This is a genomic window from Myxococcus sp. CA056 (genome assembly GCF_013336715.1).
GTDB lineage: Bacteria > Myxococcota > Myxococcia > Myxococcales > Myxococcaceae > Myxococcus > Myxococcus llanfairpwllgwyngyllgogerychwyrndrobwllllantysiliogogogochensis.
Window position 1 is genome coordinate 1,330,917 of the sequence record NZ_JABUMT010000001.1, and the last position, 25,882, is coordinate 1,356,798.

The following is a 25,882-nucleotide window of genomic DNA, read 5'->3' on the forward strand; positions in this document are numbered from 1 at the left end:
CATAACCGCCCCCCGGCCTTCCGCAGCACGGACCTGCGTGAAGAAATGTGAAGCGAGCTGACAGTCGGAGCGTGAGGGCGCCTCCGATGAATCACAACCCACTGGAATCACTGGGAGACTTCGCGACATTCTCCCGGACCCCGGATTATCCATCCCCTCGACGAATCATTCTGAGAACCGACGGCCCTCAGTCCGAGAGCGACGCGGCCGCTTCGAATGGGACGGGATTCGAGCCCTGGGGCGTGGATCACCCGGCAGATCCAACCATCCCACGGAAAACTTCGCGTGCGACGCGAGCGCGTTCCGGGACTTTCAGTAGAACAAGAGTATGCTCGATGTCTCACAACGTCCTGAACTGGCCTTGTAATCGTGGCGGAACCGACTCCCCAGCAATTCGGCAAATACGTCCTTCTTTCGAAGATTGCCGCGGGAGGCATGGCCGTGACCTACCGCGCCCGGATGACCGGAGCGGCGGGCGTCACGAAGCCCTGCGTCATCAAGCAGATCCTCCCCCACTTCGTGGACGATACGGACTTCGTCGAGATGTTCATCGGCGAGGCGCGGCTGGTGGCCAGCATGAGCCACAGCAACATCGCCCAGGTGTTCGACTTCGGCGAGGTGGACGGCCAGTACTTCATCGCCATGGAGCTGGTGCAGGGCCAGCCGCTCTCCAAGGTCCTGCGTCGAGCGGCGCGCGCGGGAATGACGTGCTTCCCCGAGGCCCTGGCGCTGCACGTGGGGAGCAAGCTGTGCGACGGCCTGGACTACGCGCACCGGCACGTGGGCGAGGACAACGTGGAGATGGGGCTGGTGCACCGGGACGTCTCCCCGGACAACGTCCTCATCTCGTACGAAGGTGAAATCAAGGTCATCGACTTCGGCATCGCCAAGGCCACCAGCGCGGTGGAGGCGAAGACGTCGCCGGGCACGCTCAAGGGCAAGTACCCATACTTCTCCCCGGAGCAGGCGCAGGGCCGGCAGGATTTGGACGCCCGCACGGACGTGTACGCGGCGGGCGTGGTCCTCTACGAGATGGTGTGCGGCAAGCGTCCCTATGAGGGCGAGTTCGTCACCGTCCTGCCGCGCATCCTCACGGGCGACTGTCTGCCTCCGTCGGCGAACAACCCGTCGGTGAGCCCGGACCTCGAGACGGTCATCTCCCACGCGATGGCCATGGAGCGCGAGTCGCGCTACCAGACGGCGAAGGAGCTGAGCGAGGCGCTGGTGGAGTTGCTCTACCGCGACAACCCGCGCTTTACGCCCGCGCTGCTGTCGCAGCTCATGGCCTACCTCTTCGCCGAGGAGCTGATCGCGGAGGGCCGCAAGGCGGAGGTGTCCACCGCCTTCAAGGAGCAGATTTCGCAGTGGCAGTTGGGCACGGTGGAGCCCTCCGCGGGCCGCGCCCGGCCGCTGTCCTCCGGCAGTGGCCAGGTCGGCAGCAGTCCGCGCGCCTCCAGTCCGGGCCTGCGCTCCAAGCCGGGCAGTGACAGCGGTGCGAAGCCCCCGAGCGACGGCGCTCGTCGGCCCGCCGGCAGCAGTCCGGGGATGCGCAAGGTGACGAGCGCGGGAAGCATCCGCCGCGCGACGAACACCGGAATGCCTCGCGTGGAGAGCACGGGCGCTGGCCGCAGGCCCGTGACGAGCGAGCGCCCCGGACCTCCCGTGCCGGAGTTGCCGGAGGAGCCGGACACGGACTCGAGTGACATCATCAAGACGATGATGCCCACCGTCGTGCCCGCCGCGCTGGCCACGTTGGCCGCGCCGCTGGATACGCCCGTGGAGACGCCCGCCGTCACCGGCCAGTCCATGACGACGCAGCCCGCGGGAGTCTCCAGCGTGGCCCGGACGTACACGGGCACGGGCTACCGCACCTCGGTGGACGAAGCGCGCGAGGCGCTGGCGCGGGAAGAAGCCGAGCGCGTCGCGAAGCAGCAGAAGGCCGTGAAGCAGATGACGCTCTACGTCTTCGGCTCGGCCATCGTCATGCTGTTCATCGCGCTCTTCTACCACTTCGTCATCAAGTCGGACGCGCCCGACACCTCGGCGTCGAACAGCGCCACGCTGTGGGTCACCTCCAAGCCTGCGGGCGCCAAGGTGAAGCTCAACGGCCGCGACATCGCCGGCAAGACACCTCTCATGGTGGAGGGTGTCCTCGTGGGCGAGGCCAACACCCTGGTGCTCACGCTGCCGGGACATCTCGCCTGGACGCGGCGCTTCACGCCGACGTCGATGATGATGGAGCCGATGAACGCGGAGCTTCAGCTCCTCGCCACGCCTCCGCCCACGGATGCGCCGCCTGTCGTGGCCGCGCCCGTGGAGGCAAAGCCCGTGGACCCGAAGCCCGTGGGCGAGGCCCAGCCCGTCGTGGCGACGGCTCCGGACGACGGCGGCATTCCGGTGAAGGTCGACCCGGTGGTGGTGGCGGCGACGGCGACGGGCACGACGACCGACGACGATGAGGATCCACAGCCGCTGGTGGACCCCAAGGAGCCAAGCGCGGCGCTGCGGGAGTTGCATGAGGTGGACTACCCCACGCGACTGCTGGTGCTGCGGCCCATGTACAACGCGGCGCCCATTCCCGAGTACGCGACGGCCACCATCGACCTGAATCCGGGCACCTCGTATTCAGTGTGGACGCAGGGCACCGCTTCATTGGCCGAGGGCCGGGGCACCGCTTCCGGGACGCTGGTCTACTTCGCCGAGGGCGACGGTCCCGTGGATGGCAGCTTCGGGCTGCTGAGCGCCTCCACGCGCACCATCAAGAACGCTCGGAAGCTGCATGTGTTCGCGGTGGACGACAACGGGCCGGAGGACAACACCGGCAGCATCCGCGTCGTCATCCGCCAGTCCGCCTACGTGCCGCCGCGCTCGCTCGCCTTCGAGGCGAAGGAGCACGCGGTGCAGCTCAAGCCCGAGCACCAGGTCGTGCTGCGCGGACTCAACCCGCGCTCCACCTACCTGTTCACCGTGCGGGACGACTTCGCGGAGCTGCGCTCGGGCGCCAATGGTCGTGTGCGACAGGTGCTGTGCATCGAGCGCGGCACGTCGCCGTCCTCCGTCCGCACCTCGCACCGGATGCTCGAGACGGGCAAGCGCTACCAGGTCACCGACACCGAGGACCTGCGCTGCTTCTTTCCTGACTCGAAGCGGAGCGACAACCAGGGCGCGCTCGAAGTGGACATCGTCGATGCGACCACGCTGTCGCGGAAGGAACGGGCCGCGGTGCTTCGCGGTTCGCGACGTTCGGAGCGCTGACGCACGGCACGGCGCGGCGCGGGCGACGCTCATCCCCCCGCGCATGAACCTCTTCGCCACGTAGAGTTGGCCTGCTACGGCGCGCACGAGTGCGTTGCAGCACATCGCGCCCCGTCCAGTGCACGCGAGATGCAGTCACTCACATGCCGCACCTCGGCTGTCCCGTACAGGTGCGCGAGCCCCAATCACCCGCATGCCGCGCCTCGACCGCTCCGCTCGGGTGCGCAAGTCCCAGTCACTCACATGCCGCGCATCCGCTGCCTAACGCAGGTGCGCAAGCGCCAGTCATTCGCATGCGGCGCATCCACCGCCCCGCACAGGTGCGCACGCGGCCACCTCTCGCAGTGCCACGCACGGCGCCCCGCTCCGGGACGAAAGTCCCAGTGTCTCGCATGGCGCACTGTGCGTCTTTGCTCTCTAAGAGTAGACGGACAACCAGGCCTTCCGCAGTCCGCTCGTCCTCCGAGCCTACGCGGGAGCCATGCCTGGAGGGCACGACCTCGCGCGCTTCGGGGTGCCTAATTTCGAGGTGTCGACCTCTTCATCGGAGGCTTCGCGATGGCGTCAGCACAAGTCGCCAACAAGCCAGGCCCCGAGAAGCAGGGAGCCGTGCGGGAAGTCGCCGCCCGGCGAACGAGGGGGCAACGGGATGACAGCTTCCCGCCGTAAGGGCTAGCGGGGGCCGCGACGTACGCCGGCCCGGCTCGACAAGACGGGAAAGGCACGTGGGCGCGGAGCCGAGGAGGGCACCGGGCCCACGAGTCTATCCAGCGTCCTCACGCGCACGCATCAGCACCGCGAGCTCGGCATCCCCCGCGAAGGGACTGCGCTCCAGCGCCGCGATGACCGCCTTGCGGTCCGCCTCACCCTTGTTCTGGCTGAGCTTGAACTTGCCCTCCAGCCGCGTCACCCGCAGCTCGAACGCCACGATTCCACCCACCAGCCGGTTCACGTACTCCTCCGACTGCTCCAGAGTCCATGGCCGCTCGTTGCCAGACTCGTAGCGCGCCGCCGTCTCGCGGAGGATGCGCAGCACCTCGTCACCCGCGTCGATGACCTTGGGCCGTCCATACGCATGCACCGTGGCGTAGTTCCACGTCGGCACCTGGGGCGTCGTCGCGTACCAGGTGGGCGACACGTAGGCGTGCGGGCCCTGGAAGATGACGAGCGCGTCCCGCTCGGCGGCGAAGGCGCGCCACTGCGGATTGGGCAACGCCATGTGCGCGAGCAGCCGAAGCGCTCCCGCCTCATCCCGTTCCGTGAGGAAGGGCAGGTGCGTGGCGAAAGGCGCTCCGTCCTCTCCCACCGTCACCAACGTGGCGAAGGAGTGTCGCGTCATCAACTCCAGGAGGCGCTGTGCGTCCCGTTCCTCGAAGTGGCGAGGGATGTACATGCACCCTGCGTCCCCCGGGGAGACGGCGCGCGTCAACGGGTGCTTAAGAACTCCTCAAGGTTTGCCCCCTACCTTGAAGGCTGGGCGCAGGGCCGGCCACGCGCCCCGAAGTATCTCTCGGGGAGTACACATCCATGAAGCTCAAGGCAGGTTTGCTGGCGACGGCGCTGTTTGGCGTGGGCTGTGGCGCGGAGAAGGACCCAGGCATCACCGAGCAGCAATCCCAGCTCGCCGTGGCATCGGCCGTGGGAGAGGCGCAGTCCGCGGACGTCCCCCTCGGCTCCCGCTTCCTGGAGGGACTCCCTCTGGAGGTCCGCCGCTGGGAGCACGAGGGCTATCAGTGTGACGCCGAGCCGGAGACGGCGAAGGTGGAGGTCTGCGGCCAGAGCTTCCCCTCGGAGCTGCACCTCTCCTGGACGGACTGCCAGGCTCGGACCCGGGGCCGTGGGGGCTGCGGATGGGACCGCCCCCAGCCTCCTCCCGACAGTGGAACTCCGACATCGCAGCCGCCGTCCGGAGAGGGCCCGCGCGGGGAAGGCACTGGCATCGTGTCATCCGGCTCGGTCGACGTGGTGACGGCCATCACCTCCGAGGAAGAGTGTGCGGAGAACGCGCCGCTGCGCTTCGAGCAACAGTCCACGCACGACATCACGCATACGGCGACGGACGGCCAGAGCACGAAGATGACGGGCAGCATCGCCTCCGTCTCCGTGCGAGTGCCCGGCGCGCAGACGCTCAGCCGCACCGTCACCTTCGACACGACTCGCACGAACCTGGATGCCCAGGGCACCGTGGTGGACAGCGTCCACCTCTCGGGCACGCTGGAGGAGACGTTCGACCCGGACGCCGCCGCGCCCACGAGGACCAGCCACGGCACACTCACCGCGACGCTCGCGGACGGCAGCGTTTCCACCGTCACGCAATCCGGCATCGTGCGCGTGCCGCCCTCCGTCTGCGCGTGGCCCATCGCCGGCACGCAGGAGCGCACCCTCGCCGATGGGACCACGCACACGCTGGTCTTCGGCCCTGAGTGTGGACAGGCCACGCTCGACGGCGAGACCCTCGACCTGCCCTCGCGGCCCATGGGCCCTGGCGACGGTGGCTTCGGCGGCAAGCGCCCCGGTGGCCCGCCGCCGCCGCGCGGTGGCCCGGGTGGTGGCGGGCGCTAAGTCCCAGGCCTCGTTCTCGGCCCGCTAGCGAGCGCGCTGCCCCAGCCCCTGAAACGACACGAGGCGCGGTGCCTGAATCGGCGCCGCGCCCCGTCACTTCGTCGTCCATCAGGCCCGCGAGCCCGGCGGACTCAATGGCTCAGATGTCCAGGTTCTGCACGTCCAGCGCGTTGCGCTCGATGAACTCGCGGCGCGGCTCCACCGCCTCGCCCATCAGCAGCGAGAAGATTTCGTCGCTCTCCACCGCGTCCTCCACCCGCACCTGCAACAGCGTGCGCGTGAGCGGATTCATCGTCGTGTCCCAGAGCTGCTCCGGGTTCATCTCGCCCAGACCCTTGTAGCGCTGCATCCCCAGGCCCTTCTGCGCGTCCTTGCGCAGCGCCGCGTGGACCTCCTGCACGGAGAACGCCGTCACGTGGCCGGCGTCCACCTTCACCCGGTAGGGCGCGTCACCCAGCGACTTGAAGGAATCCCGCAGCGACACCAGCTCCTGGTACTCCGGAGACGACAGGAAGGTGTGGTCGAACACCGTCGACCGCATCGCGCCATTCACGTCCGTGCGGAACACCAGCCGCTTCGTCTGGTGCTCGGGGTCCGTCTCCACCTCGTACTTCACCCGGCCCAGCACGTCCGGCATGCGCCGCTCGAACTCCGAGTGAGCACCCTTCACCGCCACCGCCAGCGCCTCGTCGTCCGCCAGCATCTCCGCCGTCAGCCGCGCGCCCTGCACCACCGCGTCCACCACCCGCGCGTCGCGCCGCTTCGCCTGCTTCTCCAGCCGCTCCTCGTAGGTAATCACCTTCTCCAGGAGGGCCTTCAGGTCCGCGCCACCCACCTCGCCCGAAGGCGTCAGCACCCGCCCGTGCTCCGTGGCGATGCCCAGCAGGTACTCGTCCAGCGCGCGCTGGTCCTTGACGTACTTGTCCTTCTTGTTGCGCGTGACTTTGTAGAGCGGCGGCTGCGCGATGTAGAGGTAGCCCTTCTGGAGCAGCTCCGGCATCTGCCGGAAGAAGAACGTCAGCAGCAGCGTGCGGATGTGGCTGCCGTCCACGTCGGCGTCCGTCATCAGGATGATGCGGTGGTAGCGCGCCTTCTCCGGGTTGTAGTCCTCCGGACCAATGCCCGTGCCCAGCGCGGTGATGAGCGTGACGATTTCGGCGCTCGTCAGCATCTTCTCGAAGCGCGCCTTCTCCACGTTCAGAATCTTGCCGCGCAAGGGGAGGATGGCCTGGTTGCGCCGGTCCCGTCCCTGCTTCGCGGAGCCACCTGCGGAGTCACCCTCGACGATGTACAGCTCGCTCTCGTGCGGATCGCGGCTCTGGCAGTCCGCGAGCTTGCCCGGAAGCCCACCACCGTCCAGCACGCCCTTGCGGCGCACCGTCTCGCGCGCCTTGCGAGCCGCGAGGCGCGCCCGACAGGCATCGCCAATCTTCGCGACGATCTTCTTGCCGATGAGCGGCGTCTCTTCCAGGAAGGTGCCGAGCATTTCGTTCACCATCTGCTCGACCAGGCCCTTCACCTCGCTGTTGCCCAGCTTCGTCTTCGTCTGGCCCTCGAACTGGGGGTTGGACACCTTGACGGAGATGACGGCGGACAGGCCCTCGCGGGCGTCCTCGCCCGTGGGCGTCTCCTTGAGGTCCTTCCAGATGCCACTCTTCTCCGCGTAGCTGTTGAGCGTGCGCGTCAGGCCCGCCTTGAAGCCGGACAGGTGGCTGCCACCATCCTGGGTGTTGATGTTGTTGGCGAAGGTGTAGACGCGCTCGTCGTAGCCGTCGTTCCACTGCATCGCCAGCTCGAGCGCCACGCCGTCCTTGTCTCCCGAGAAGGAGATGGGCTTGTCGTGGAGCACCTGCTTCGACTTGTTGAGGTACTCCACGAACGAGGAGATGCCGCCTTCGAACTTGAAGTCGTGCTCCTTGTTCGTGCGCTCGTCGCGGATGACGATGTGCAGCCCCGCGTTGAGGAACGCCAGCTCGCGCAGGCGCTGGCTGAGCGTCTCGAAGTTGAAGTCCACCGTCTCCATCACGGTGGTGTCGGGCTTGAACGCCACCATCGTCCCGCGCTTGTCGGTGGTGCCGACCTCCTGCGGGTGCGAGTTGGGAACGCCTCGGGCGTAGGACTGCTCGTACACCTTGCCGGCGCGCTGGACGCGGACCTTGAACCACTCCGACAGGAAGTTCACGCAGGTGACGCCCACGCCGTGCAAGCCGCCGGAGACCTTGTAGGCCCCGTTGCCGAACTTGCTGCCGGCGTGCAGCTCCGTGAGGACCACTTCCAGCGTGTCCTTGCCCTTGAACTTGGGGTCCGGGTGAGGACCCACGGGGATGCCGCGCCCGTTGTCCTGGACGCTCAGCGAGCCGTCCACGTGGATGATGACCTCGATGTCCGTGCAGTGGCCCGCGAGCGCCTCGTCCACGGCGTTGTCGACGACCTCGTAGACGAGCTTGTGGAGCCCGTAGGTCATCGTGTCGCCGATGTACATGCCGGGGCGCTTGCGGACCGCTTCCAGGCCCTCGAGCTTGGTGATGCTATCGGTCCCATACTCCATGGGCAGGGGAGCGACCGAGGCACCGGTAGCGGGGGTCTTTTCCATGTGATGCTGTCCTTGGAAAAAGGAGCCTTGCAACAGGGCTGTGCCTACCATCTCGAGGCACACTGAACAAGAGTAACGAGCCCGCGCAAAGCTGCGTAAATATTCGTGAAAATCGCTTGGCCGCCCCTCGGGGAGGCGGCCTGCGGAAACCGGGGGGTCAGGCGTCGAATCGGGACGGCGGGAGGCGATCCTCCAGCGCCGAGATCAACTCCTCGAAAACAGCCTTGCGGGCGAAGAGATGCCGGGTGACGAGCACCCTTCCCTCCTCCTTCAAGAACAAACCGAGCACGTTCCCCCTCCTGCCGAGCCGGCGCACGGAATCAATCTGCCCCCAGTGCAGCTCCAGCTCGCGGGAGCTGAAGGGGCGGGCCACGCGGACGCCTCGCGTGTCCAATGAGATGCCCCAGCCGGCACGGGGTCGCAGGCGGTGGATGGCCACGAGGAAGGCGAACATCAGGCCCGCCGTGACACCCGCGCGGGCCATCTCCTGGATGCCCCCTCCGTCCCGGGCATTGGCCAGGGCCCAGGCGGTCAGCACCGCCAGGACACAGGCGCCCAGGAAGAGGCCGATTCGAGTGGCGCGAGGGTCGAAGGCGTAGAAGCGCGGGCTGCTCATGAGTGCCAGCGCACCCTAGCCGTCCTGGAGGGCTCGCGCGCGGTTTTGAGCAGGCCGTTGTTCGCCGTCCGGCGTGCGCCACCTACGATGGACCCGCGCCATGACCGATGCCGAACTGAACGACCGACTTCTCACCAACGTCATCGCCTTCAAGCACCTCCAGCGGGAGCGCGGACTGCTGCGCCACGGGAGCGCCCCGGGCATGGATGCCTTCGCCCTGCCCGAGTACCCCGCCGAGGCCCACTTCCAGCAGGCGTACTTCCGGACGCCCCAGGCGCTCGTCGAGGGACTCCCCGCCCTGGAGGCCTTCTACCGGGGCCTGGACATCCCCGCCTGGCGCGTGGCGGTGCTGCCCGGGGACGACGAGGGCGCCCGCGTGCTGGGCGCCGCCGGCTACCGGCCTGACTCGCGAATCCCGGCCATGGGACTGGCCCTGGCGGACACGCCGGACGTCAAGCCCTCGTTCCCCCTGGTGGAGCCCGGGACGCAGGACGAGATGGTGGAGCTCAACATCCGCGTCTGGGGGAAGTGGGACGACATCCTCACGGTGTGGAGACAGCCGCCGCGGCTCCCCGTGCACACGCTGGTGGCGCGCGAGGGGGACCGGGCCCTGGCGTGCGGCTTCGCGCTGGACGTGGAGGACACCGCCGGGGTGTACATGGTCGTCACGCTGCCAGAGGCGCGGGGACGCGGGCTGGCCGCGGAGGTGATGCGAGGGCTGCTCACGGGCGCCCGGGAACGCGGCCTTTCGGCCTCCGTGCTCCAGGCCACCGAGCAGGGCCGGAGCGTGTACCGCAAGCTGGGCTACCGCGAGCTGGGGGACTGGGTGAACTGGACGCGGCGCGCCGACTGAGGCCCTCGGGTCAGCGCAGCGCTTCCAGTTCCTCCAGCACCGCGAGCACCTGTCCGGGCTGCCGGCACTCGTCGAGCCGCTCCGCCAGCCCGCGCGCCGCCAGCCGGGCCACGTGGGCCATGCGCGTCAGCCGCACGCGGCCCCGCTCGCCGTCCACCGCCGCCACCACCAGTCGCAGCGGCCGGCCGTCCGGGGTGTCCACCTTCAACCCCTTCGCCAGCGTCACCAGCGCGGCCACGGGCGCGGCGCCCTGCAGGAAGACGTGGGGCACGGCCACCTCGCCGCCCACCGCGCACGAGGACTCGCTGTCGCGCTGGCGCAGCCCCTCCACCAGTCGCGCCGCGTCCACGCCGGGCAGCGTCGCCGCCAGTCGCCCCGCCACCACGTCCAGCACGTCTTCCCAGCCGCCACAGGAGAGCTGGAGCACCACCCGCTCCGGCGCCAGGAGCGGCGCCAGCGCCGGCACCGGCGCGTCCGAGTGGCCCCCTCTCACGGGGAACTCCGCATCCAGGAAGTCTCGCACCCGGGCCAGCTGCGTCCCCGACAGGCGACGCCGCGCCAACTCCAGGAAGAGCGTCCCGGCGCCCGGCACGTCCTCCAGGTACTCGGAGACGTAGGGGCTCATCCGGTTCGCCACGTCCATCAGCAACGCGGGGGGCACGTCCAGCTCGCGGGCAATCGCCGTCAGTCGCTCCGCCGTGGGCGGCGCATCCACGCCGTGCTCCACCCGGCTGAGGTACGCGCTCGACACGCCGATGCGGCGGGCCATGTCCCGCAAGGACAGGCCCGCGTCCACCCGCAGCAACCGCAGCGTCGCCCCCAGGTGCATGTCGCTCAGCTCCTCGAGGCCACCGCGGAGGCGGCGGCCTGGGACGTGGCGACGGCCTCCACCACCGGCTCCGACTCGTGCACCACCAGCAGCGAGCCCGGTGCGTCACGGACGATGCGCTCGCGCTGGAGACCGAACACCCGGTCCTCCAGGCCCCACGGCGCGCCCACGCCCACCACCACCAGGTCATGGCCACCGTGGCGGGCCTCCTCCAGCGCGGCCTCCTCGGGCGACTCGTGCTGGACCACCTTCAGCCGCACGCCCGAGCCCTCCTCCGCCGGGAACAGCTCGTCCACCTGCGCGCGCGCGCCGTTGCTCTCGCGCGACGTCACGTGCAGCACCGTGATTTCCGCGCCGGACTGCCGCATCAACCGCCGCGCCAGCTTCAGCGCCGCGCGGTCATGCCGGCTGCCGATGAAGGGCACCAGCACGCGCTTCACGTCCGACAGGCCCCGGTCCACCAGCACCGCCACGGTGCCGGACGCGGCCTGCATCACCTCGTGCACCGTGCCGCCCAGCACCGTCTGGCTGAACAGCGGCTTGTGCCAGCCCAGCAGCACCAGGTCCGCGCGCTTCGCCTCCGCCGTGCGGCGGATGTCCTGCGCGGGCTCCGTCGACACGAAGGACAGCGGCCTCACCGCCAGCCCCAGGCTCTTCGCCCGGCCCAGCAGCGGAGCGAGCGCGCCATCTCCCTCCACATCCTGGTCCGAGGCGCGGGGCTCGGACTCCGCGCCACGCAGCGACACGCGCTCCGGATGGACCAGATGCAGCGCGTGCAACTGCGCGCCCTCTCCACCCGCCAGGGCCTTGGCCAGACTGGCCATCCCGGGGCCCGCCTGCTGATGGGAGACACACATCAACACCGTGTAGGGCGTCGAACCGGGAGCCGCGGGCGGGGCCAGCTCCAGCCTGTCCCGGGCCAGCTCCTCCGTCGGGTAGAACAGTTGCAGGAGCGGCGTGGTCATGAACGTCGTCACCAGCGCCATCAGCACCATCATCGTGAACAGCGTGGGCGAGATGACGCCCAGGTCCAGGCCCAGGTTGAGGACGATGAGCTCCATCAACCCGCGCGTGTTCATCAGGATGCCGATGGCCCCCGCCTCGCGCCACCGCATGCCCGTCATCCGCGCCGCCACCGCGCTGCCGCCGAACTTGCCCACGCAGGCCAGCAGGATGATGGCGCCACACGTGAGCCACGCCTCGGGCGTGTTGAGCAGACCAATCTGGGTGCGCAGGCCGCTGAAGGCGAAGAAGACGGGCAACAGCAGCACCACCGCCACGTCCTCCAGCTTCTCCGACAGCGCCTCGGCGAGCCCGCCCTCCTTGGGGATGACGGCGCCGAAGAGGAAGGCCCCGAAGAGGGCGTGGATGCCGATGAGCTCCGTGGCCCACGCGGACGCCAGGAGCAACAGCAGCGTGCCGGCGACTACGTTCTGCGTCAGGCCCTCGCGGCTGGCCACCCGGGCGCCCAGCCGCGCGAGGAAGGGCCGGACCGCCAGCAGCATGAACGCGATGTAGCCCATGGCGAACACGGTGGTGAGCCCCGCCTGCGCCAGGTCCGAGGCGCGGACGATGGACACCACGAAGGCCAGGAGGCACCACGCCGTGACGTCGTCCACCGCCGCGCACGCAATCGCGATGGCGCCGATGCGCGACTGCAACAGGCCGCGCTCGGTGAGGATGCGCGCGAGCACCGGGAAGGCGGTGATGCTCATCGCCACGCCCATGAAGAGCACGAACGACGAGAAGGGCACGCTCGGGTCCGAAAAGTCCTTGTACAGCCACAGCGCCGCCGCCACCGCGCCCAGCGCGAAGGGCACGATGATGCTGGTGTGGCTGATGGCCACCGACGCGTGGCCGCGTCCCTTCAACAGCTTGGGGTCCAGTTCCAGGCCAATCAGGAACATGAACAACACCAGGCCCACCTGGCTGAGCATCTTCAGGATGGGCAGGGAGTCGGTGGGGAACAGCGTGTTCATCAAATCTGGCGCCAGCCACCCGAGCAACGAGGGGCCCAGGACGATGCCCGCCACCACCTCCGCGATGACCAGCGGCTGGCCCAACCAGCGCGTTCCACGCCCTATCAATCTCGACACGCCGATGATGACGATGAGCTGCATCATGAGCAGCGTGAGCGCGTTGGTGTGCATCCTACCTCCGTCGAAACTTGCGTGTTAAGTGGGCACTTACCAGCACCCCTCGCGAAGCGTCAAACGGGCATTGCGCTCGGCTGCCCTGGGTGAGGCGGCATGTCGGAGAGCGAGCAGACGTCGCGGACGGCTCACGCGGCCTGGTGCTTGCGTACGGCGTCCAGCAGCGTGTCCACGTCCACGGGTTTGCGCAGGTGGCCGCACGCGCCGATTTCCTCGGCGACCTGACGGGCGTTGGCGGACGCGGAGAAGACGAGCACGGGAATGTCGCGCCACTCGGGCACCTGTCGCATGGCTCGCGCGAAGCCGGCGCCATCCAGCACGGGCATCATCATGTCGAGCAGCACCAGGATGGGGAGTTCACGGGTGGCTCCGAGCACATCGAGCGCGTGCTTGCCGTTGCTGGCGCCCATCACCTCGTAGCCCGCGTCGCGCAGGACCTCTTCCAGCGCCTCGCGCAGGTCCGCGTCGTCATCCACCACCAGCAACGGCCCAGTCACTCACTCGCCTCCTTGTCGCGGCCCCGCCACACCCTGGCTCCGCGCGGTGCACCTCCCGCGCGATATCAAGAGCGGAGCCTAGCGCGCGCACCCGACGTGGGCGTCATTCCTCGCTCGTGAAACAGCCGCTCCGTCCCACGTCCGTGCTCAGGTGGCCATGAGGTGTTGAGCATTGGCCAATATGGGGCTCAGCGCCGGATTGCATCTCTGGATTCCAGGGAGCGCCGGGTGGATTGAGACTCGCGAGTTGTCTCGGGCTCGGAGACTTCGAGCGAAGCGACAGAGGGAGCAAGCGCTTCGGACCTCGACGCCCCACATGCCCTGGAGTCATGCCCGCGCACCCGTGACACGACAGTGTCCAGGTGCCACTGCGTCCCACTCCAGCATCCTGGAGCTGACTCCAATCCGTTGACACGGTCCACGGACGAACGAAGCGCCGCCCCGGGGACCTAAGGGCCGCGCGCCGGGTGTCACGCAGGCGCCGCCGTCAGCAATTCCCCCGCGCGCCGGAAAATCCCCCGCCACACCTTCGGCGTACCGAGCCCGTGCCGGGCTTCAGGGGGCGCCCGGCACCCACCACTTCCGACCGCCTCCTCGGATGGACCCATGACCGAAGAACTCTCTCGCCGTGCCGCGCTCCGAAGCGCCACGGCCGCCGCGAGCCTTGGCCTCGCGACGGGCCTGCTCACCCGCGGCACACCCGCCCAGGCCCTGACGACCCAGGCCGACCTCACACCCCTCAAGGCGCTGCTCACCGCTGAACGCAACGCCATCAAGACCTACGACGCCGCGGTCAGCGTGCTCGACGCCGCCACCAGCACCGACCCGCTCTTCCCCTTCCAGGGCATCGTCAAGGCCATCGCCCTGCACTTCCGCCAGCAACACACCGAACACGCCGACAAGCTCGCCCGGTACATCGACCGGCAAGGCGGCGTCGACGACGTGGGCGAGGGCACGGCGCAAGTCCCCACCGACTTCATGCCCGGCATCAAGAACGTCATCGACCTGGCCACCAACGCGGAGAAGGCCGCCGCCATCGGCTACACGAACACCCAGAAGTCCCTCGTGCTCGCCGACAACGCGGAGCTCGCCGCCGCCATCGGCGCGGTGGAGTCCCAGCACTTCGTCGTCCTCAACCTGGCCGCGCGCGGCTTCGTCACGCCCCCCGCGTCCACCGTCAACCAGCCCGCCGACGCCCTCACCACCGTCGCGTCCCAGTTCGTTCCCAGGGCCTTCGCCATCACCGTCGACGGCGCTCCAGGGCTCGACGACGAGACGGACCTGCCCTTCTACGACGTGACGCAGTGAGGAAGCCCACCACCATGAAGACCCAGAACCCCTCCGACTCCGTCCTCGCGCGCCGCCGAATCCTCCAGGGCCTCGCCACCGTGACAGCCGCCTCGGCGCTCACCGCCTGCGGCCTCAACGAGCGCACCAACTCCCAGAACCAGGTCAACCCCATCGACCGGGCCCGGGAAGCCGGCGCCCTCAACACCCTGGTCGCCGCCGAATACATGACTGTCGACGCCTACACCCAGGGCGCGGTCATCCTCACCGCCGCGCGCGACGACACCTCGCGCCCCCAGGAGGAACGAGACCTGGCCGCGCTCGCGCTCGCGCTCGCCACCCAGTTCCAGGAGGACCACACGGCGCACGCCGCCCTGCTGTCGGAGACCGTGTCGCGCCTGGGCGCCACCCCCGTCCGCGCGGATGAAGTGTCGTTCACCCCGCCCCCCAACTTCAGGCCCTCCGTCGGCAACGTCCTCAAGCTCGCCGCCAACGAGGAGCGCCGCTCCGCGATTTCCTTCAACCGCGTCCTCAAGGGCATCCAGACACCCGACAGCCGCTTCATCCTCGCCTCCATCGAAGGCGTGGACACGCAGCACTTCATGGTGCTCAAGGCCCTCATCGAAGCCCTGGTCGACGTCACCCCGGCCCTCGATGCCGCGCAGGTGGTGCCCCAGCCCTTCGTCGCCTCCACCGTGAGCCTGGGCGGCGGCAACGGACTCGAGGAGCAGCCCGACCTCGCCGTCAACGACCAGGGCTGACGTCCTCCACACCGGGCGCGGCGGGCCTGTCCCCACCGCCGCGTCAGGCCCCTACCGCCAGGACAGCTCGTACTCGCTCTCCAGCAGCGCCACCTGCCGGCCCATCACCCTCACGTCGCGCGCGCCCACCGCCTCCAACGCTCCGCGCAACACACCCTCGTGATACGCCGCCGGCATGAAGTCGCGCCGCATGATGAAACGCGCGCTGCGCTCTCCCGTCCACTGCGGATACCGCTCTCCGTAGCTCACCGCCATGCGGTACGCGTCACCCAGCGACTCCAGCAACAGCCGCGGACTGCCCGCCGCCTCCGCCAGCAGCTCCCGGCCAAACAGCGACGCCAGGAAGTCCACCGTCGCCTGCGAACCCATCCGGTGCAGCACCCCGTCGAAGCCATTGAGCTGCGGGCCGAGCAGCCGCGCCGCCGTGGACACCATCCGCAGGTAACGCGACACCGAGTACAGGTGGAACGGGTTGATTTCCCACACCCCCGCCACGCCCTTGCACCGCGCCACCGCGCCTTCTCCTCCCAGGTTCGCGATGACGCTCAGCGCCCCCTGGAAGAACATGCCCCGCGCCTGGTCCTCGTCCGTCGCGGCCAGACGCCGCTGCTCCAGCTCCCACGCCGCCCCACCCCCACTGCTCGCTTCGGTGCCCACGTACATGGTCGTCTCCCCGAGGGGGCTCGCACTGCCTCGACTCAGGGGACACGTCCGGCGCTTCCAATGGTTTTTCAGGATTCGCCGGCTTCCCCCCACTTCCTAGTTACCAACCATCCCATATTTTTCTACCCCTGTCGAATGATTCCGGCACGCCCCAGGGTCCATGGAAGGGTTCACCCACCACACGAACCCCTTGGATTTCGGGCACATTTCATTCTTGAGGCCCAGGAGAACGGGCGGGGCCGGGGTGCGGGTGACCCCGCCCGAGGGCTTCAGCGGGCGGTGAGGGAGGCCTCGGCGGCGGCGAGGCCCGCACCGGGCTCACAGCGGTGGCCGGCGGCCATCAGCGCGCGCTCCACGGCCCCCACGGTGGTCAGCAAATCCGCGGGGCCCACGCGGTTCATGTGGCCCACGCGGAAGTAGCGCGCCTTGAGGTCCGGGTGGAGTCCACCGGCCACCACCACGCCCTCGGCCTTCACGCGGCCCACCAGCGACGCGTCCACGCCCTCCGGGTAGTAGACGGCGCTCAGTGTGTTCGCCGTCACCGCCTCGGACACCGGCAGCATGCGCAGGCCCAACCCACTCCACGCGGCGCGGAAGGCGCGAGCCAGGCGCTGGTGCCGCGCGAAGCGGGCCTCCAGGCCCTCGGCGAGAATCTGTCCCAGGCTCACGTCCAGCGCGCACACCAGGTTGACGGGCGGCGTGGCGAAGTAGGCCGGCTTGCCCGCCTCGTACGCCTCCATGATGGGCAGCCACTCCGCCCAGTCGGAGTACACGCTGGCCACCGGCACGCGGCGCTTCTTCCACGCCTCCAGCGCGCGCGGCCCCACGGTGAGCAGCGCCAGCCCCGGCGGCACGCCCACGGCCTTCTGGCTCGCGGTGAGGTACACGTCCGCGCCCCACGCGTCCTGGTGGAACGACTCGCCCGCCGTGGCGCACACGCCGTCCACCACCGACAGCACGCCCAACTCGCGCGCCACCCGCGACAGGCCCTCCACGGGCGTGAGCACGCCGGTGGACGTGTCCACGTGCGTGACAGTCATCACCTTGAAGCCGCCGCGCTTCAGGTGCGTCTCCACCTCCTCCACCGTCGGCGCGTCACCAGGAGGGGCGCGCACGTGCGTCACCTTCGCGCCGTGCCGCTCCAGGATTTTCGCCATCCGGTCACTGAAGTAACCCGTATTCACCACCAGGGCGGCGTCACCGGGCTCGACGAGGTTCGCCACCGCCAGCTCCATGGCCAGCGTGCCGGAGCCGGACACCACGAAGGGCTGCGCGCCGGGCGCGAGGCTCACGTCGCGAAGCCGCTTCAGCGCCCGGCCGAAGATGGCGATGAAGGCCGGGTCCGTGTGGCCGTAGGAGGGCGCCCCCAGCGCCTGAAGCACCTCCTGCTCGAACTCCACCGGCCCCGGAATCATCAGCAGGTCTCTCACGGCGTCACCGCTCCTCGGCAGCGCTCCGGCCCGACGCGGGCTGAAGCAGGGTCCAGGTCTCACTGTATATACACAGGGGCCCCCGCGAGAGCGCGCGGCCCTGCTCCACTCACAGCCGCTCGAGCAGCTCGCGCAGGATGGCGAAGCCCTGGCGGAAGTCCTGGAGGTGCGCCTGCTCGTTGGGCGCATGGTAGTACTTCATCTCCCCGAAGCCCGTGATTTGCACGTCGCAGCCCTGACGCTGCAGGTCCCTCACCAGCGGCAGCGAGCCGGTGAGCGAGAAGGGCTCCGCGTCCACGCCCCGCACCGTCTTCATCGCGTCCTTCAACGCTTGCAGGCCGGGCGAGTCCAGCCGGCAGGCGATGCCCTCGGTGCCTCCTCCGTCGAAGCGCAGCGACACCGTGCCGCGCCGGCCATCCGCGGTGCGCGTGCGGGGGAAGCCCGGCGGCACGTCGTCGCGCTCCAGCCGCGCGTCCAGCGCCTTCACGAAGTCCTCGGTGGCCCGCCGCACGTCGGCCAGGTCGTGGAACGGCGTGAGGCGGATGTCGCCGCGCACGGTGACGTCGGCGGGAATCTTCGTCTCCTTGGTGTTGGTGGCCTCCACCACCGTGGCCTTCAGGCTGGAGGTGGCCAGGAAGCCCCAGCGCTTCTCGTCGTCCGAGGGCGGGTAGCGCGCATGGAACCAGCGGGACAGTTCCAGCGACGCGGCCATGCTCAATTCCAGCGCGTTGACGCAGTTCTGCGGCATGCCCGAGTGGCCGCCCACGCCCGTGGCCTTCAGCGCCCACAGGCTGATGCCCGCGGTGCCCAGCGTGGGGCCGAAGTTCGCGCTGTCCAGCCAGAACACCGGCTGCCCCGCCAGGTCCTTGAGCCGCCCCTGCTCCGCGACGTAGCCCAGGCCCAGGCCCGGCAGGTCCGACGACTCCTCGTTCGCGATGAGCACCACCTTCAACGTGCGGCGCGGACGCACGCCCGACTCCGCCAGCTGCGCGAGCAGGTCCGTCGCCACCGCGACGTGGCCCAGGCAGTCGGTGACGCCTCGCCCGTAGAGCAGCCCGTCCGGCCCCTCGTGAAGCTTGAAGGGACTGTGCTCCCAGCCCTCGGCCTGCTCGTCGGCGGGGACCACGTCGAAGTGCGCGCCCACGAAGCCCACTGCGCCCTCGCCCGTGCCCTTCACGGTGAGCACCAGGCTGGGACGGGACTCGTTGCCCTTGGAGGCCAGCGACTCCGCATGGATGAAGCCACTGGCGATGTGCGGCGCGAGCACGTCCAGCACCACCTGCGCGGCGAGCCGCTCCTCGGGCACCAGCCCCGCGCTCGGATTGTTCTGCAGCTTCGGAGTCAGGGCGATGAGACGCCGGAGCACATCCAGGAAACGGTCCTCACGGAGGGCGAACGCTTGCATGGGCGCGGATTGGAGCCCGAGTCTCCGGAGGAAGTCACTGAAAACGACGACGCCGGAGCGTGATGAGCGCCCCGGCGTCGCCTTCCGCGTCAACGGCTGTCCAACACCCCGCGTCAGCGGTAGGTGAGGGCCTGCGAGTCCATGCGGGCCGACTGACCCGTGGTGAACGTGTTCATGCAGGAGTCGTCGGAGTAGTCCATGAAGTTGGTGATGGGGTCGTTGCCAGCCGTCGAGCAGGTGTTGCGGCCCGTGGGGCAGCCGTAGGCGGGAGAGGCCTCCGCCGGCGTGTCGCTGACCGAGTCACCCGAGCCGGAGCAGCCGCCCTGGAACGTGTGGTACAGGCCCAGCCAGTGGCCGACCTCGTGCGTGCCCGTGTCGCCCAGGTTGTACGGCGACGCGGTGCCGCCCGGGACGCTGGAGAACAGAATCACCACGCCGTCCATCGACGGGTTGCTGGCGTAGCTGGAGGGGAACGTCGCCCAGCCCAGCAGGCCGCCGCTCAGGTTCGCGCTGTAGATGTTGAGCGCGTTCTTGCCGCCCTTGCGCAGCGCCGTCTTCATGGCGCGCTCGGCGGACGAGCCCGAGGACAGGTTGTACCAGGTGGTGTTCGTGGTGCGGTCCGTCGCCGTCAGCGTGAACTTGAACGGCGTGTTCGCGTACGCGGCGTTCAGCACGTTCATCTGGTTGGTAATCATGGCGGCGGTGATGTCGCCGTTCGCCACGCCCGTGCCCTTGTTGATGACATGGAAGTAGGTGGGGATGGTCACCGAGCCGTTCGGCCGCGCGAAGTCAGACACCGCGCGCTCCATCGCGAAGCGGCCTTCCATCTCCGCCATCTCCTCGGCGGACGGATTCACGCCACAGCCACGGGCGTTGAGCACCTGCTGCGTGGGCTGCTCCTCCGCCGGGGGAGGCGTGGGCTCGGCCTGCCCCTCCGGGGGAGGAGTGGAACAACCGGCGAGCGCGGCGAGGGTGCCAACAAGAACCGCGAAACGGCCGCTGCGACGAACGATGATACGGGACATTCCCGACTCCTCGGAAAATGCTGGGGAACCAGAATATTCATGAATGGTTTCCCTTACGTCAAACGGGTCACCCGGGCCCCTCCTCTCCGGGCGGTGCGTGTCTGGGGTTGAAGTGGCGTCCTGCCGCGGGCGGACACACTCTTCGACGCAGGAGGTCGCATGAAGACGAATGAAACATCGCCGCGCGGGCCGAAAGCTTCACGCGGGCTGTTCGTGAAAGGGCTTGTGCCCGAGGAGAAGGCCCAGGCACCGGGGCCCCGACAGGTGACCACGATGATGGTGGGTGAGGAGACGAAGGACGGGGACCCGGGCTCGCGCGCATGACGCGGTGCACGGCGCTGGATGCGCACCCGCGCATCTGTTTCGCTGCCGGACCATGACGCAAGAAGCGACGCGGACAGGCGTGGTGGCGCTGGTGGGTTCTCGCGAGGACGTCCACATCCAGGACGTGGCGCGACGGCTGGGTGCGGAGGGCGTGGACAGCGTCATCGTGGACACGCTGACCTTCCCGGACGAGACGCGGATGTCTCTCACGGAGGGACTGGACGGAATCGTCGTGGACGGGCGCGAGGTGGGCCGCCCCGCCGCCGCGTATCTGCGCGGACTGCACTCGCACCCGCTGGCCTTCATGGTGGACGCCGAGGAGGCCATGGCGGAGGACTGGCGCACCACGCTCACCGCGTTCCGCGAGAAGGGCACGCTGCTGTTGGGGCTCATCGGCCGGTGGGAGCAGCTCGGCGTGCCGCTGTACAACCCGCCCTCGGCGGACTGGCTGTTGCACAAGCCGGTGCAGCTCAGCGCCTTGAAGGCCGCGGGTCTGCCGGTGCCGCGGACGCTGTGGACGAATGACGCGGAGGCGGTGCGCCGCTTCGCCGCGAGCGGGCGCGTGGCCTACAAGCCCGTCATGGGGGGCGCCGCCACGCGGGAGCTGCTGCCGGAGGACCTCACCGACGAGCGGCTCGCCGCGCTGGCCGCCGCGCCCGTCACCTTCCAGGAGCTGCTGCCGGGCGAGGACCTCCGCGTGTACGTGCTGGATGGCGAAATCATCGCCTCCCTGCGCATCGTCACCTCCGCGTTGGACTTCCGGCAGAACGAGGAGCGGATTGAGCAGATGGTGCTGCCGGACGAGGTGGCTCGGCAGTGCGTGAAGGCGTGCGAGGTGCTCGGCCTGCGCTGGACGGGGCTGGACCTCAAGCGCGGGCTGGATGGGGAGCTGAAGTTCCTGGAGCTGAACGGCTCACCCATGTTCCTCGGCTTCGACGCGGCCGCGGGCACGGACGTGGCGGGGCACTTCGCGCGGGCCCTGGTCCGTCATGCGCGGCGCGGGTAGCAGGGACAGGGCCGGCGCTCGAAGCGTCTGGACGACACGGGCATCATCCGAGCACGGAGGGCGCCGCTCACCTCATCGCCACAGCGAGGCGAGCACCGTGCGGGACGCGAGCCACGCCACCGCGCCGAGCACCACCACGAGCACCGCGGTGAACAGCAGGGCACGGTGGGGGCGCGGATGCATCACCGCGCGCAGCTCCTCCGTCATCGCGGGGTCCGCGTCCACGTCGTCCTCGTCAGGCCGTTGCGCGGGCTTCATCGCTGCTCCATCTGGTTCTCGACGAGGGCGCGATAGCGGCCTTGGGGCAGGGCCACCAGCTCGTCATGGGTGCCTTCCTCGACGACGCGGCCCTTGTCGAGCACGACAATCTTGTCCGCGCGGCGCACCGTGGACAGCCGGTGGGCCACGACGACGAGCGTGCGTCCGGCGGCCTCGCGCTGGAGGGCCTCGGTAATCGCGCGCTCCAGCGCCGCGTCCAGGTGGCTGGTGGCCTCGTCGAGGAACAGCACCCGCGGGTCCCGATAGATGGCGCGCGCGAGCTGGAGCCGCTGCTCCTCGCCTCCGGACAGGCGCACGCCCGCCTCGCCAATCCGGGTCTTCAGCCCGTTGGGCAGCGCGAGCAGTTCGTCCAGGCACGCGGTGCGCGCGGCGTGCAGCAGTCGCTCCGGGTCCGGCGCGTCGTCGCCCAGGGCGATGTTGTCCGCCAACGTACCGTCAAAGATGTCCGTCTTTTGGAAGACGAAGGCCACCGAGCGACGCAGCGCGACGGGGTCGAATGCCTCCAGGGGCTGGCCGTCGTAGAGGACGCGTCCCTGCTCGGGGCGATACAGGCCATAGAGCACCTGGGTGAGCGTCGTCTTGCCCGCGCCCGAGCGGCCGACAATCGCCGTCATCTTTCCCGCCGGCAGGGTGAAGCTCACGCCATCCAGCACGGGCGGCTCGTTGGGAGAGCCGTAGCGGAAGGTGACGCCGTCCAGTCGGAGCTCCGGGGCCTGGGTGAGCGCGCCGGTGACGGGCCCGGAGTCATCGCGCAGCTCGGGCTGGGACTCGTAGACGATGTCCACGCGGCGCAGGGAGATGACGACGTCCTGGAGCTGGTGGATGAACATCACCAGGTTCTGCATCGGGGCCAGCGCGAGGCCGAGGATGGCGAGCGTGGCCACCATCTGCCCCAGCGTGAGCTGGCCCTCCAGCACGAGGTGGGCCTCGTAGACGAGGATGCCCACGTACATCGCTTGATTGACGAGCTGCGCGCCGGAGGTGTGGACGGTGTCGTGCAGCCAGATGCGGCGGGCGGCCTCGGCCTCGCGCGCCTGGAGCTTCTCCCAGCGGGTGCGCGCCTGACGCTCGGCACCACACGCCTTGAGCGTCTGGATGCCGCTGAGCATCTGCAATTCCAGGCGACTCGCCTCGGCGGCGACCCGGAAGCGCTGGTGGTCCAGCACGGTGCGCCGGGGCATGAGCACCAGCGTCCACAGTGAGTACAGCGCGGCGCAGGCGGCGAAGATGCCGAAGACGGTGGCGTCGTAGAGGAAGAGCACCACGCCGTAGCCCACGAGCATCACCAGGTCGAGCAGCACGGACACCGAGGCACCCTGGAGGATGCGACGGATGCGCTGGTGGTCCTCGATGCGCTTGAGCAGGTCGCCCCGGTGGCGCCGGGCGAAGAACGTCACGGGCAAGGACAGCAGGCGCTTCCAGAACTGCGCGAGCAGGAGGGCGGAGAAGCCTCGGGACAGGAGGAAGAGCCCTGTGCCGCGAGCAATGGCGACGGCGACCTGCGCGACGAGCAGCACGCCCAGGCCCACGCCGACGGCGGTGAGCAGGGACACGTTCCTGCCGCCCACGGCCTTGTCGACGAGCCCCTGGATGAGCAGGGGCTGCGCGAGCGCCAGGGCCTGGAGGAGCACGGTGGTGACGAACACCTGGAACAGCAGCAGGCGGTAGCGCAGCAGTCCCCGGCCAAAGCGTCGCAGCGCGCCGAGTCGACGCGAGGGGGTGGGGGTGACCGGGAGCACGACAGGACGGAAGAGGGCCTCGGTGGGCTCCAGGGAGAGGAGGATTCCGTCCCAGTGCTCAGCGAGCTTCGCGCGAGGGATGCGCCGGAGGCCCTGCGCGGGGTCTCCGATGACGGCCTCCTTGGAGGTGACGGCGTAGAGGACGACGAAGTGGTTGTCCTCCCAGTGGGCGATGCCGGGGAGGAGCGCCTGGCCTTCTTCGTCCTCCAGTTCGGAGGGGTCCTCGACATGGAAGGCGCGGACCTTGAAGCCCACCTTCTCGGCGGCACTGGCGAGGTCTGGCAGGGAGGTGCCCACGACCTGGACGTGCGCGAGTTCCTTCAGCGCGCCCAGCGAGTGCGCGGCGCCGTGATACGCCGAAACCATCTCCAGACACGCGGGGCCACAGTCAGCCTCCTCGAGCTGGTGGCGCAGTGGATACGGTTCCAGGGCAACGGCGAGCCGGGAGCGTGGCACGGACAAATCGCTATCACGGAGTCGAGGTGGCAACCAGCCACCGCCCGGCACGACGCAGGCAGACCTGCCAGGGACTCGGGGCCCGGCTCAGCGGACCGACCTCACTCCGCCTCGGGTACGGAGGCAGGCGCCGCATCCGCGGGCGGAGGCGCCGCCACGGGCTGCGGGGGCTCGGCCCGCTTCGGCGCCTCGGCCTTGGGCTCCACGCGCTGCACCTTGCCCATCTGCTCCAGGTCCTTCCTGTTATCCAACGAGAAGCGCACCAGCGCCCGCAGGATGCGGTTGCGCTTCACGTTGCCCAGCACCTCGCGCAGGTCCTCGTAGACCGTGGGGTCGCTGATGAGCCCACCCAACGTGCCCTCCCCCTTCGCCACCGTCGCCGTGATTTTCTTCAGGTCCTCCGCCGCGCTGCCCAGGTCCGCGAACATCCCGCTCGCATCGCCATACACCAGCTGATGCACCGCCCCGTTCGGGCTCTTCTTCGCGTCCTCAATCAGCCCCGCCAACTGCCCCGCCGCCTCACCCAGCTCCCTCAGCGCAATCGCTCCCTCGTCCCCGTAGATGAGCGCGTGCGCCGTGCCGTCACCCGTGCGCACCTCGCGCAGCAGCGCCTCCACGTGCCCCACCGCCCCATCCACCCGCTGCGCCGCGCTCGACGCGCTCGCCATCAGCCTGCGCACCTCGCGCCCGCCATCCTTGTCGTAGATGAGCGCGTGCAACATCCCGTCCCCGTTCTGCACCTGCTCCAGCACCCCCCGCAGGGACGCCATGCTCCGCTGCACGTCCCTGGCGAGCTGGGGATCTCCATACGCATCCACCGTCTTGAGCAACGACTTGCTGATGGCCACCGAGTTGTCCATCACCTCGCTGGCGCTCTTGAGCAGGTTGGTCAGGTCTCCACTCGTGGACGACGAGAGCACCCCACCCGGCTCCACCGGCGGCGACGTGGGACTGCCCAGCGAGATGTCCACCGCCTTGTCCCCCAGCACGCCCATGCTCGTCAGTTGCGCCAGCGAGTCCTGCTTCACGCGGTCCCCGTACTTCGACGCCACCTGCAGCCGGACCTCCAGCTTGGGGTCGTTCGGGTTTTCGGAGAAGTAGATGCCCGTCACCTTCCCCACCTCCAGGCCCCCCAGCCACACCGGGGACTGGTCACTCAACCCCTGCACGTTGGCGAAGTACGTCCGGTACGTGTGCTGCCGCTGGAACAGCCGCGACTCCTGGCCGATGAAGAACACCACCACGCCCGCCACCGCCAGGCCGATGGCCACGAACAGCCCCGCGCGCAACGCCAGCCGTTTCTCGCCCGCCGCGGACGTGAACAGGCTCATGACACGCCTCCGGGCTCCAGCTCGACACGACGCGCGTCCAGGAACGCCCGCACCTCCGGCACCGTGGAGCGCCGGAACTCGTCTCGCGTCCCCACCTGGACGATGCGCCGGTTGGCCAGCATCGCCATCCGGTCACCCACCGCGAACGCACTCACCAGGTCATGCGTCACGACGATGGACGTGCTGCCGAGCTTGGTCTTCATCGAGTTGATCATCGAGTTGATGGACTGCGTGGTGACGGGGTCCAGCCCCGTCGTGGGCTCGTCCCAGAGGATGACCTCCGGGTCCGTGGCGATGGCTCGCGCCAACCCCACGCGCTTCTTCATGCCGCCCGACAAGTCCGACGGCATCAGCCGCTCCGTCCCCGGCAGGTTCACCAACGCCAGCTTCTCAGCCACCCGCTGCCGCACCTCGTCCAGCGGCATCTCCGGGAAGTGCTCCCGCAGCGGATACGCCACGTTCTCCCCCACGCTCAGCGAGTCGAAGAGCGCCGCGCCCTGGAACACCATCGCGACGTGCCGCCGCACGGGGATGAACTCCTCTTCCGAGAAGCCCGTCACCTCGCGCCCCTGGAAGAGGATGCGCCCCGCGTCCGGCCGCTGCAGCCCGATGAGGCACTTGAGCAGCACGCTCTTGCCCGTGCCCGAGCCCCCCAGCACCACCAGCGTCTCCCCCGCCCGCACGTCCAGCTCCAGGTCGTCATAGACGCGCTTGGCGCCGAAGGACTTCTGGAGGTGCTCGAAGTGGATGAGCTGCTCACCCGGCGTGGGCCGGTGGAACTCGAACGTGGGCGCTTCCTTTCGGTGGGCGAAGGGCAT

The 25,882-nt window shown here is 69.3% G+C and carries 21 protein-coding genes; 7 read left to right on the forward strand and 14 right to left on the reverse strand.

Annotated elements, in window-relative coordinates; all coding sequences use genetic code 11:
- Positions 1 to 369 precede the first annotated feature (369 nt).
- A complete protein-coding gene (locus HUA76_RS05485; protein WP_174460183.1) occupies positions 370 to 3,255 on the forward strand; it encodes a serine/threonine-protein kinase in 2,886 nt (961 codons plus the stop codon).
- A gap of 763 nt (positions 3,256 to 4,018) precedes the next feature.
- On the opposite strand, the gene HUA76_RS05490 is transcribed toward HUA76_RS05485, so the two are convergent.
- Positions 4,019 to 4,648, reverse strand: coding sequence for an FMN-binding negative transcriptional regulator (locus HUA76_RS05490; protein WP_141642063.1), 630 nt, complete (start codon positions 4,646 to 4,648; stop codon positions 4,019 to 4,021).
- A 134-nt stretch (positions 4,649 to 4,782) separates the two neighbouring features.
- Here HUA76_RS05490 and HUA76_RS05495 point away from each other — a divergent pair, with 134 nt between their 5' ends.
- Positions 4,783 to 5,817 (forward strand): hypothetical protein, encoded by a 1,035-nt coding sequence (locus HUA76_RS05495; RefSeq protein ID WP_174460184.1) that lies wholly within the window; start codon positions 4,783 to 4,785, stop codon positions 5,815 to 5,817.
- A 139-nt stretch (positions 5,818 to 5,956) separates the two neighbouring features.
- On the opposite strand, the gene gyrB is transcribed toward HUA76_RS05495, so the two are convergent.
- Positions 5,957 to 8,410, reverse strand: a complete 2,454-nt coding sequence (gene gyrB, locus HUA76_RS05500) for a DNA topoisomerase (ATP-hydrolyzing) subunit B (RefSeq protein WP_141642061.1) — start codon at positions 8,408 to 8,410, stop codon at positions 5,957 to 5,959.
- A 157-nt stretch (positions 8,411 to 8,567) separates the two neighbouring features.
- Positions 8,568 to 9,026, reverse strand: a complete 459-nt coding sequence (locus HUA76_RS05505; RefSeq protein WP_141642060.1) for a hypothetical protein — start codon at positions 9,024 to 9,026, stop codon at positions 8,568 to 8,570.
- 100 nt (positions 9,027 to 9,126) lie between these two features.
- Between HUA76_RS05505 and HUA76_RS05510 the strand changes: the two genes are divergently transcribed.
- Complete coding sequence (locus HUA76_RS05510; RefSeq protein ID WP_174460185.1) at positions 9,127 to 9,879, forward strand: GNAT family N-acetyltransferase; 753 nt, start codon at positions 9,127 to 9,129, stop codon at positions 9,877 to 9,879.
- 10 nt (positions 9,880 to 9,889) lie between these two features.
- Here the strand turns inward: HUA76_RS05510 and HUA76_RS05515 are convergent, their stop codons facing one another.
- From HUA76_RS05515 to HUA76_RS05525, 3 genes are all read right to left on the reverse strand, one after another.
- A complete protein-coding gene (locus HUA76_RS05515) occupies positions 9,890 to 10,708 on the reverse strand; it encodes a helix-turn-helix domain-containing protein (protein ID WP_141642059.1) in 819 nt (272 codons plus the stop codon).
- 5 nt (positions 10,709 to 10,713) lie between these two features.
- Positions 10,714 to 12,858 carry a cation:proton antiporter gene (locus HUA76_RS05520; RefSeq protein ID WP_174460186.1) on the reverse strand — a complete coding sequence of 715 codons (2,145 nt, stop codon included), beginning with the start codon at positions 12,856 to 12,858 and terminating at the stop codon, positions 10,714 to 10,716.
- A 131-nt stretch (positions 12,859 to 12,989) separates the two neighbouring features.
- Complete coding sequence (locus tag HUA76_RS05525) at positions 12,990 to 13,358, reverse strand: response regulator (protein WP_141642057.1); 369 nt, start codon at positions 13,356 to 13,358, stop codon at positions 12,990 to 12,992.
- A gap of 606 nt (positions 13,359 to 13,964) precedes the next feature.
- Between HUA76_RS05525 and HUA76_RS05530 the strand changes: the two genes are divergently transcribed.
- Positions 13,965 to 14,666, forward strand: a complete 702-nt coding sequence (locus tag HUA76_RS05530; protein ID WP_174460187.1) for a ferritin-like domain-containing protein — start codon at positions 13,965 to 13,967, stop codon at positions 14,664 to 14,666.
- Between the two features lie 14 nt (positions 14,667 to 14,680).
- Positions 14,681 to 15,406, forward strand: a complete 726-nt coding sequence (locus HUA76_RS05535) for a ferritin-like domain-containing protein (RefSeq protein ID WP_174460188.1) — start codon at positions 14,681 to 14,683, stop codon at positions 15,404 to 15,406.
- Between the two features lie 51 nt (positions 15,407 to 15,457).
- Here HUA76_RS05535 and HUA76_RS05540 read toward each other — a convergent pair whose 3' ends face one another.
- The 4 genes from HUA76_RS05540 to HUA76_RS05555 form a co-directional block, all read right to left on the reverse strand.
- Positions 15,458 to 16,069, reverse strand: a complete 612-nt coding sequence (locus tag HUA76_RS05540) for a TIGR02265 family protein (protein ID WP_141642054.1) — start codon at positions 16,067 to 16,069, stop codon at positions 15,458 to 15,460.
- 269 nt (positions 16,070 to 16,338) lie between these two features.
- Entirely contained in the window at positions 16,339 to 17,499 is a 1,161-nt protein-coding gene (locus HUA76_RS05545; protein ID WP_174460189.1) for an alanine--glyoxylate aminotransferase family protein, read from the reverse strand.
- A 109-nt stretch (positions 17,500 to 17,608) separates the two neighbouring features.
- The gene (locus HUA76_RS05550; protein WP_174459027.1) at positions 17,609 to 18,904 is read right to left on the reverse strand and encodes a M20/M25/M40 family metallo-hydrolase; all 1,296 of its coding nucleotides are present in this window, start codon (positions 18,902 to 18,904) and stop codon (positions 17,609 to 17,611) included.
- Positions 18,905 to 19,017: 113 nt separating this feature from the next.
- Positions 19,018 to 19,929 (reverse strand): zinc metalloprotease, encoded by a 912-nt coding sequence (locus HUA76_RS05555; RefSeq protein ID WP_174459026.1) that lies wholly within the window; start codon positions 19,927 to 19,929, stop codon positions 19,018 to 19,020.
- Between the two features lie 159 nt (positions 19,930 to 20,088).
- On the opposite strand from HUA76_RS05555, the gene HUA76_RS05560 reads away from it, so the two are divergent.
- Positions 20,089 to 20,253 (forward strand): hypothetical protein, encoded by a 165-nt coding sequence (locus HUA76_RS05560; RefSeq protein ID WP_174459025.1) that lies wholly within the window; start codon positions 20,089 to 20,091, stop codon positions 20,251 to 20,253.
- Between the two features lie 52 nt (positions 20,254 to 20,305).
- The gene (locus HUA76_RS05565; protein ID WP_174459024.1) at positions 20,306 to 21,259 is read left to right on the forward strand and encodes a RimK family alpha-L-glutamate ligase; all 954 of its coding nucleotides are present in this window, start codon (positions 20,306 to 20,308) and stop codon (positions 21,257 to 21,259) included.
- Positions 21,260 to 21,331: 72 nt separating this feature from the next.
- Here HUA76_RS05565 and HUA76_RS05570 read toward each other — a convergent pair whose 3' ends face one another.
- The 4 genes from HUA76_RS05570 to HUA76_RS05585 form a co-directional block, all read right to left on the reverse strand.
- Complete coding sequence (locus tag HUA76_RS05570) at positions 21,332 to 21,517, reverse strand: hypothetical protein (protein ID WP_141642049.1); 186 nt, start codon at positions 21,515 to 21,517, stop codon at positions 21,332 to 21,334.
- On the reverse strand, positions 21,514 to 23,733 hold the full coding sequence (locus HUA76_RS05575) for a peptidase domain-containing ABC transporter (RefSeq protein ID WP_174460190.1): 2,220 nt from the start codon (positions 23,731 to 23,733) through the stop codon (positions 21,514 to 21,516). Before HUA76_RS05575 ends, HUA76_RS05570 begins: the two co-directional genes overlap by 4 nt.
- A gap of 101 nt (positions 23,734 to 23,834) precedes the next feature.
- Positions 23,835 to 25,064 (reverse strand): MlaD family protein, encoded by a 1,230-nt coding sequence (locus HUA76_RS05580; RefSeq protein WP_174460191.1) that lies wholly within the window; start codon positions 25,062 to 25,064, stop codon positions 23,835 to 23,837.
- Complete coding sequence (locus tag HUA76_RS05585; protein WP_141642046.1) at positions 25,061 to 25,882, reverse strand: ABC transporter ATP-binding protein; 822 nt, start codon at positions 25,880 to 25,882, stop codon at positions 25,061 to 25,063. Before HUA76_RS05585 ends, HUA76_RS05580 begins: the two co-directional genes overlap by 4 nt.

Coding starts and splice junctions, on each gene's coding strand:
- HUA76_RS05490 (WP_141642063.1), bottom strand. CDS start 4,648: ATGTACATCCCTCGCCACTTCGAGGAACGGGACGCACAGCGCCTCCTG.
- HUA76_RS05495 (WP_174460184.1), top strand. CDS start 4,783: ATGAAGCTCAAGGCAGGTTTGCTGGCGACGGCGCTGTTTGGCGTGGGC.
- gyrB (WP_141642061.1), bottom strand. CDS start 8,410: ATGGAAAAGACCCCCGCTACCGGTGCCTCGGTCGCTCCCCTGCCCATG.
- HUA76_RS05505 (WP_141642060.1), bottom strand. CDS start 9,026: ATGAGCAGCCCGCGCTTCTACGCCTTCGACCCTCGCGCCACTCGAATC.
- HUA76_RS05510 (WP_174460185.1), top strand. CDS start 9,127: ATGACCGATGCCGAACTGAACGACCGACTTCTCACCAACGTCATCGCC.
- HUA76_RS05515 (WP_141642059.1), bottom strand. CDS start 10,708: ATGCACCTGGGGGCGACGCTGCGGTTGCTGCGGGTGGACGCGGGCCTG.
- HUA76_RS05520 (WP_174460186.1), bottom strand. CDS start 12,858: ATGCACACCAACGCGCTCACGCTGCTCATGATGCAGCTCATCGTCATC.
- HUA76_RS05530 (WP_174460187.1), top strand. CDS start 13,965: ATGACCGAAGAACTCTCTCGCCGTGCCGCGCTCCGAAGCGCCACGGCC.
- HUA76_RS05535 (WP_174460188.1), top strand. CDS start 14,681: ATGAAGACCCAGAACCCCTCCGACTCCGTCCTCGCGCGCCGCCGAATC.
- HUA76_RS05540 (WP_141642054.1), bottom strand. CDS start 16,069: ATGTACGTGGGCACCGAAGCGAGCAGTGGGGGTGGGGCGGCGTGGGAG.
- HUA76_RS05550 (WP_174459027.1), bottom strand. CDS start 18,904: ATGCAAGCGTTCGCCCTCCGTGAGGACCGTTTCCTGGATGTGCTCCGG.
- HUA76_RS05555 (WP_174459026.1), bottom strand. CDS start 19,929: ATGTCCCGTATCATCGTTCGTCGCAGCGGCCGTTTCGCGGTTCTTGTT.
- HUA76_RS05560 (WP_174459025.1), top strand. CDS start 20,089: ATGAAGACGAATGAAACATCGCCGCGCGGGCCGAAAGCTTCACGCGGG.
- HUA76_RS05565 (WP_174459024.1), top strand. CDS start 20,306: ATGACGCAAGAAGCGACGCGGACAGGCGTGGTGGCGCTGGTGGGTTCT.
- HUA76_RS05570 (WP_141642049.1), bottom strand. CDS start 21,517: ATGAAGCCCGCGCAACGGCCTGACGAGGACGACGTGGACGCGGACCCC.
- HUA76_RS05580 (WP_174460191.1), bottom strand. CDS start 25,064: ATGAGCCTGTTCACGTCCGCGGCGGGCGAGAAACGGCTGGCGTTGCGC.
- HUA76_RS05585 (WP_141642046.1), bottom strand. CDS start 25,882: ATGCCCTTCGCCCACCGAAAGGAAGCGCCCACGTTCGAGTTCCACCGG.